At 61.6% G+C, this 6,763-nt stretch carries 9 protein-coding genes; 2 read left to right on the top strand and 7 right to left on the bottom strand.

Annotated elements, in window-relative coordinates:
• The 4 genes from Q4Q11_RS30405 to Q4Q11_RS30390 form a co-directional block, all read right to left on the bottom strand.
• Positions 1–1,538: sensor histidine kinase (locus Q4Q11_RS30405; protein ID WP_498571803.1), on the bottom strand; the 1,538-nt coding region annotated here is incomplete at its 3' end.
• A 55-nt stretch (positions 1,539–1,593) separates the two neighbouring features.
• Positions 1,594–2,112: a signal peptidase II gene (lspA, locus tag Q4Q11_RS30400; RefSeq protein ID WP_498571802.1), complete on the bottom strand. Its 519-nt coding sequence runs from the start codon at positions 2,110–2,112 to the stop codon at positions 1,594–1,596.
• Complete coding sequence (locus tag Q4Q11_RS30395; RefSeq protein ID WP_498571801.1) at positions 2,109–2,969, bottom strand: TrmH family RNA methyltransferase; 861 nt, start codon at positions 2,967–2,969, stop codon at positions 2,109–2,111. Before Q4Q11_RS30395 ends, lspA begins: the two co-directional genes overlap by 4 nt.
• Positions 2,966–4,093, bottom strand: coding sequence for a class I SAM-dependent methyltransferase (locus Q4Q11_RS30390; RefSeq protein WP_498571804.1), 1,128 nt, complete (start codon positions 4,091–4,093; stop codon positions 2,966–2,968). Before Q4Q11_RS30390 ends, Q4Q11_RS30395 begins: the two co-directional genes overlap by 4 nt.
• A gap of 115 nt (positions 4,094–4,208) precedes the next feature.
• Between Q4Q11_RS30390 and Q4Q11_RS30385 the strand changes: the two genes are divergently transcribed.
• Together Q4Q11_RS30385 and Q4Q11_RS30380 are read left to right on the top strand one after the other, a co-directional pair.
• Complete coding sequence (locus Q4Q11_RS30385) at positions 4,209–4,661, top strand: SRPBCC family protein (RefSeq protein WP_113217504.1); 453 nt, start codon at positions 4,209–4,211, stop codon at positions 4,659–4,661.
• Positions 4,662–4,697: 36 nt separating this feature from the next.
• Positions 4,698–5,156: a GNAT family N-acetyltransferase gene (locus Q4Q11_RS30380; RefSeq protein ID WP_498571800.1), complete on the top strand. Its 459-nt coding sequence runs from the start codon at positions 4,698–4,700 to the stop codon at positions 5,154–5,156.
• Here Q4Q11_RS30380 and Q4Q11_RS30375 read toward each other — a convergent pair.
• From Q4Q11_RS30375 to sppA, 3 genes are all read right to left on the bottom strand, one after another.
• Positions 5,148–5,480 (bottom strand): lipopolysaccharide assembly protein LapA domain-containing protein, encoded by a 333-nt coding sequence (locus Q4Q11_RS30375; RefSeq protein ID WP_498571799.1) that lies wholly within the window; start codon positions 5,478–5,480, stop codon positions 5,148–5,150. The two genes, Q4Q11_RS30380 and Q4Q11_RS30375, sit on opposite strands and share 9 nt — an antisense overlap.
• A gap of 167 nt (positions 5,481–5,647) precedes the next feature.
• Positions 5,648–5,953, bottom strand: coding sequence for an integration host factor subunit beta (locus Q4Q11_RS30370; protein WP_004120746.1), 306 nt, complete (start codon positions 5,951–5,953; stop codon positions 5,648–5,650).
• A gap of 26 nt (positions 5,954–5,979) precedes the next feature.
• The coding region (gene sppA, locus Q4Q11_RS30365) for a signal peptide peptidase SppA (RefSeq protein ID WP_498571798.1) at positions 5,980–6,763 on the bottom strand (784 nt) is incomplete at its 5' end.

The following is a 6,763-nucleotide window of genomic DNA, read 5'->3' as shown; positions in this document are numbered from 1 at the left end:
AGAGTCTGAATGGTCCGCATGATGGCCGTGCTTGCTGCTCCCTCTGGAGCCAGCAGCAGGACGCGGGATCCCCCGAGCATCCTGCCGCGACGACCGTACCCGTCTTCCCCGGCAACTAGGCCGACCGGAAAGGAGATGACGAACTCGCTGCCCTCGCCGCGCTCGCTGGCGACGCTGAGCCTGCCGCCGAACTCACGCAGGATGCGGGCGGAGATGGCAAGGCCGAGCCCTGTGCCGGCGCTTCTTTCCACGACCGAGCCGGCTTGTTCGAATTCACCGAAGACGCGCGCCTGTTCTTCCTCCGTCATGCCGGGGCCACTGTCCCGCACCGATATCGTCAAGTCGCGCTCGTGAAGATCGACACGGACGAGAACCCCGCCGGTCTGGGTGAACTTCACCGCATTGCCGATGACGTTGAACAGGATCTGGCGTAGACGGGCGGGATCGAACTCCATGCTTTCGGGGACATCGGCGGCAACGCTCGCGGCAATTTCGATGCCCTTTTCATGGGCACGATGGGCGAGCATTTCGATGACGCCCTCCAGCAGAGGACGCAAAGCCTCCTGGCGGGGATGCAACTGGAAGCGGCCAACTTCGATCGTGGAGAAATCAAGGAGGTCTTCGACCAACTGCACCAGCGCATGCCCCGATTGGCGAATGCCGGTCAGATAATTTGCCTGCTCCAAAGTCAACGGTGTCTGGGCAAGCAGGTGGTTCATGCCGAGAATGCCCGACAGCGGCGTGCGGATCTCGTGGCTGACGGTTGCGAGCAACCGCGATTTGGCCGCACTGTTATACTCGGCCTTCAGCCGCGCATCCTCGCGCAGCCGGGCGGTCTGCCGCTCTTCCGTCACGTCGCGCGCGATGCTCTGCATGCACAATTGTCCGGTTGCCGGATCACGGAACATGACATCGTGCCAGGCGAAGATGCGCCGCCCGTCGGGCGTGGCGATTTCCGCGTCCTGATGTTTCGCGTCGGTGACGGCACGGAATACGAGACCGGCCTCTTCCAGCGTCAGGCCTTCCGGATGTGACTTGCCCGTCAGCTTGCGGAAGGTGGCGTTGGCGTGCAGAATCCGGCGATCGATGCTGCGGGTGACTGCTATGTCTCCAAGCGCGTCATGGACGGTGGCAAGCAGGCCGACGCTCTCCTTGTGTTCCCACAGGCGGTCGTGCTCGCTCTCGCTGAAATCGGTAAGGGCCGCCTCGGGCTTATGGGCTGCGCTTCGGATTTTGGCGACGCTGGCAGCGGCGAGTGCGAGGGCCAAGAGGGCCAAAACGCCCGCCAGCGTCAGGGGACCTCCGGCAAAGCCGGTCGCAAGAAGAGCAGCGCCCGCCACGAGCCCACCGCCATTCAGCCAATGGCCCTGCAGCCACCAGGCCCGCGCGGGCAATGCCGGTTGACGAACCCCATTCTGGGGCGACTCGATCGGCCTTGCAGGGACCGGCGCGTTTTCGGCCAGTCCCTCGATCGGTTCCGTTTGGCCGCGAACTGCTGCCGCGGCAAGCTTTTCCTGCAAATTTGCCAGAGTGCTCATGCACACTGGCTATCACAGGCACGGTTCCCGATGCCTTCAGGGATTCGCTAGAATTTTAAGTTTTTGCCTTTTTCGGCATCAGAAGCTCGTCGAGGATGACGCATCCCGCGCCGACGGTAATGAAACTGTCGGCAAGATTGAACACGGCGAAAGACCACGTCTGCGTATAGAAGAGAATGTAGTCGATCACATGGCCGTAGAGAAACCGGTCGATCAGGTTGCCGAGCGCGCCGGCAATGATCAGGGCAAACCCCACATGCGCGAGCCAGCGGTGATCCGGCGCGCGCCGCCACAGCCACAGCACGAAGGCGACGATGACGAGCCGCATGCCGACGATGAACCAGCCGTCCATGCCCGACAGCATCGAGAATGCCACGCCGAAATTGTAGGTGCGATAGAGCGCCAGCATCGGAATGATCGGCACCATCTCCTGCAGCGGCAGCCAATGGTCCACCATGATCTTGATGGCCTGATCGAGAATGACCGCGATCACGATGAAGATCAGGATGGGCAGGGGCCGGGAAAACAGGGCTGCCTTCATTGTCGGCCGTTCGTGGGTTTCGCTTTCGGTCATCGCGTCTCGCTGAGTGTCAGGATATGACGGCGGGCTTCGAACAGCATGACTGCCGTGGCAACCGCCAGATTGAGGCTGTCGGCGCGGCCTGCCTGCGGGATGCGGGCAAGCGCATCGGCCTCCTTCGCCAGGATATCCGGCAGGCCGGATTGCTCGTTGCCCATCAGGATGACGACGGGCTTCCTCTTGTAGTCGATGGTGCGGTAGTCGACGGCGCCGGCCAGATGGGTGGCAACGACGGCAACGCTTGCGGTCTTCTTCCAGGCCAGAAACTCTTCCGGCGTCGCCTTGACGACGGGAACGGCAAAGACCGACCCCATGGTGGCGCGTACGGTTTCCAGGGAAAACGGATCGGTCGTGTCGCCGACGAGGATGACGCCGGATGCGCCGGCCGCATCGGCGGTGCGGATGATGGTGCCGAGATTGCCGGGATCGCGCACGCGGTCGAGCGCCACCCAGGTCTCGCCCGGTTTCGGCCTGACGTCCCGAAGCGGCCGCCAGCGCTGCTCGAAAACGCCGACCACCATCTGCGGATTGTCGCGGCGGGTGATCGAACCGATGATCTTTTCGCTGACCTCCAGCACTAGTCCGCCGGCGGCGACCGTCTTGGCGGCCACCTGCTCGACCAGCGGCTTGCCCTTGGCGGCCTTGGCATAAACAAGCGTGCGGATCCTCCAGCCGAGATCGAGCGCATCGATGACGAGCTTCAGGCCCTCCGCCAGGAAGGCACCGCTTTCCTCGCGCGACTTCTTGACCGTCAGCGCCTTGATGTCCTTGACGATCGGATTAGCAAGCGAGGTGACCTCCTTGACCTGTCCGACCTTGCGCGGGCCGTCGTTACGGAAATCCTGGTTCATTTCGGCACCCAGCGGCTGAAGAGAGAGGTAGAAAGCGCCCTGCCCGGCGTGCGGCCGTCGAGGCCGGCTTCGCGGATCACGAGCTCGCCGGATTCGACCACGCCGCCCACGCCCCGCATGGTCTCGCGCATCAGCTCATGGATCGAATAGAAGCTGGCGCGGATGGAATAGGCCGTCAGCACGAGGCCGACCGCCTTGGGCGACAGGATTTCACGGCAGACATCCAGCATCAGCGGCAGATGCTCGAACAGATGCCAGACCTCGCCGTTCGGGCCGCGGCCGAACTTCGGCGGATCGGTCAGGATGATATCATATTTGTTGCCACGCCGCTCCTCGCGCAGGATGAACTTCATCGCATCCTCGCAGATCCAGCGGATCGGCAGCTTTTCCATGCGGCCCAAAGCCTGGTTTTCGCGCGCCCAGCCGATCGCTTTCTTGGAGGCATCGACATGGGTGACTTCCGCGCCCGCCGCAGCCGCCACCAGTGATGCGACGCCTGTATAGCCAAAGAGATTCAGCACCTTCAGCGGCCTTTTCGCCGCCTCGACCTGCTCCTTCATCCAGGCCCAGTGCACGATCTGCTCCGGAAAGACGCCGACATGGCGGAAGGCGGTGAAACGGCCGAGAAAATCGACGCCGAGCAATTGCAGCGGCCAGGTCTCGCCAAGCGCCTCGCGCGGGAAGCGCCAGCGGCCCATGCCGTCCTCGTCCGTATCACCGGTGAAGACGGCGTCGGCATTGTCCCAGATATGCGCGGCAAGCGCCGGCGGCCAGAGCGCCTGCGCCTCCGGGCGGACGATGCGATAGGGGCCGTATTGCTCGAGCTTCAGTCCGTTGCCGCTGTCGATCAGGTGAAAATCGCCGGCGCCCAGCGATTCGAGGATGACGGGCACGCGCTCTGCCGGCCGTTCGCCGCTTCTCAAGATCAACGGCCGTTCGGGCGCGGCGGAAGCGGTTGCCGCATCCCGCGGTTCGGCCACCCGCTCACCGTGATCGCGCGAAGGCTTGGCCGGCCTTGAGGCGTGCGCGGATTTTGCCGGTGGCTTGCCGGGCATGTCACGCCGGGGTTTTGCCCCGAGACCGCCCGCGGCTTTCTGGCCGGGCCGGTTTTCCCTATGTTTCACCATGCTTGTCTCAAAATTGATATGTGCGTGCAAATAGCATCTGGCCGCCACTTGGCAAAGCGCTTTCCGATCTGCGATGATCCATGCACAAAATGTCACATAGGGAGGACTGTGCATGGACATGACCGGCGAGGAGCGGATCGCAGCACCCAGGGACGCAGTGTGGGCGGCACTGAACGATCCCGAGATCCTCAAGCAATGCATTCCCGGCTGCCAAAGCCTTGAGCAGATTTCTCCGACGGAGCTGACGGCGACCGTGAAACTGAAGATCGGCCCGGTTTCCGCATCCTTCAACGGCGAGGTCAAGCTTTCCAACATCAACGCACCGGAAAGCTACACGATATCGGGCGAAGGAAAGGGTGGCATCGCCGGCTTCGCCAAGGGCGGCGCCGACGTCGTCCTCAGGGAAGAAGGCGGCGAGACGATCCTGCAATATGAGGCGAAGGCGCAGGTCGGCGGCAAGATCGCGCAGCTCGGCTCGCGGCTGGTCGATTCCAGCGCCAGGAAGTTGGCACAGCAGTTTTTCGCCGATTTTACCGCGGCGATCAACGGTCAGGCCAACTCGTGATTGCTGTGGGCGCTTTTTGCGCCCATATAGAAAACTATGACATCGAAATCCGATATCTGGACCATCCGGCCGGCACGCGAACAGGATATGCCGCAGCTTGCGGAGATCTATCTCCGCGTTCGTCGCGAGACATTCCTCTGGGTCGATCCCGATCACTTCACTCTGGAAGATTTCGCCATTCATACGAATGGTGAGCGCTTGTACGTGTGCGAGGAGGAATGCGGTGTGATTGCCGGATTCGCCGCGATTTGGGAGCCGGACGACTTCATCCATATGCTCTACATTCAATCGGCTTTTCAGGGACATGGCGCCGGCAAGGCGCTGCTTGCCGCCCTGCCGGATTGGCCGAAGCGCCGCTACCGGCTGAAATGTCTGGTCAGAAACGTGCGCGCCATGGCCTTCTATCGAGCCCTCGGCTTCGAGATCATCGGCGATGGCGCCTCGCCGGAAGGCGATTACAAGGAAATGCGGCTTTCGGACACCGCATCATTTTGACGGAAGCTGACCGGCAATCTCTTCCGCACGAGCGCGATGCCTGTCGGCTTCAGCATGCCAGCGTACCGCTTCCCGCGATTGATTGCGGGCGCGCCTGCGGTGCTTTCCCTGGCTGAACCAGGTGACCGCGCTCCCCACCAGCATGCCGAGGATCAGCGCCGCAAACAGCAGCAAGAACAGAGGCGCATTCAGCGACAGCACCTGATCGTCCGGCCGGAATGGATTGAAGGCCAGCGTGACGGATTGCCTGTTGGCGACGCAGAATACGATGAGAATGATGCCGAGCGGCAGCAATATCAGCAGATTGACGATCTTCTTGGCCATTGCGCAGCTCCTTTGTCCGCAGCCATGAATGCCCACATCCAAGCTGCCTTCTGCCGCAGAATAGAAAAGAGGCGGCCGAATTCAAGTGCCGCCGCGTCGCGGCACAATCATGTCAGACGGCTATTTCCGTCGAAGTATTTGGGGGAAATCCGGCCGGAACGGGCCGATCAGTTATCGTCTTCCTCGTCGCCGGCGCCCGGATTGAGACGTTCGCGCAGCTCCTTGCCCGTCTTGAAGAACGGAACCCATTTTTCTTCGACGAAGACCGTATCGCCGGTGCGGGGATTGCGACCGGAGCGCGAAGGCCGGTTCTTGACGGAAAAAGCGCCGAATCCGCGAAGTTCGACCCGGTTTCCGGCCGCGAGTGCATCGGTGATCTCGTCGAGGACGGCGTTGACGATATTTTCGACGTCACGGTGGTAGAGATGCGGGTTGCGGGCGGCAACGATCTGCACCAATTCCGACTTGATCACGGCTATCCCCTTAAATCATTGATTTATCAATTGGCTGCACCCTGCCAAACTGAAAGCAGGCCGTCAAGAAACAACTTATCGGTCATGATTTTCTGAAGACTCTCTCCCTTGATCAAATCATCATAACCGAGACGATTTAGCAACCAGGAAGCGGCCCCGGGCCAAAAGAAGGACGCAGTTTTGTCTTCCCGCTTCCAATCCACGATCGGCAGATCCTTCTTGACCTTGCGCGTTTCGAGATAGGAGAGAATTTCATCCTCGCCGCCGAGCGTATCTATCAGCTTGTTCTCAAGCGCCTGACGGCCGGTGAAGATGCTGCCGTCGGCAAGCTTCAGCACTTCGCCGCGCGGCAGCTTGCGGCGATCCGCAACGAGATCTACGAACCAGCCGTAGCTGTCCATGACCATATTGCGGATCATGTTCCTGGCCTCTTCGCTTGCCGGATGGAAGGGCGACGGTTCGGCCTTCAGCGGCGCCGATTTTATCTCGTCGAGGGAAACGCCGACCTTGTCGAGCAGGTCCTTGACCTGCGGATACTGGAAGATGACGCCGATCGACCCGGTGATCGACGTATCGCCCGCAACGATGTCGTCGCCGGCCGTTGCGATCATATAGCCGGCCGAAGCGGCGACGGTGCGGATGTCGGATACGACGGGCTTCTTGGCGGCAACGGCGCGGATCGCCTTGAAGATGCGCTCGCCGCCATAGGTGGTTCCGCCGGTCGACGAGATGGAAACGATCAGTGCCTTGACCTGATCGTTGTCGCGGATCTTCTTCAACCGCTCCAGCAGTTCGGGATCATCCTGGATG

The organism is Rhizobium sp. UFLA01-1127 (genome assembly GCF_059803845.1).
The sequence above is the reverse complement of the archived record's forward strand: the minus strand, read 5'-3'. Positions and strand labels throughout refer to the sequence as shown.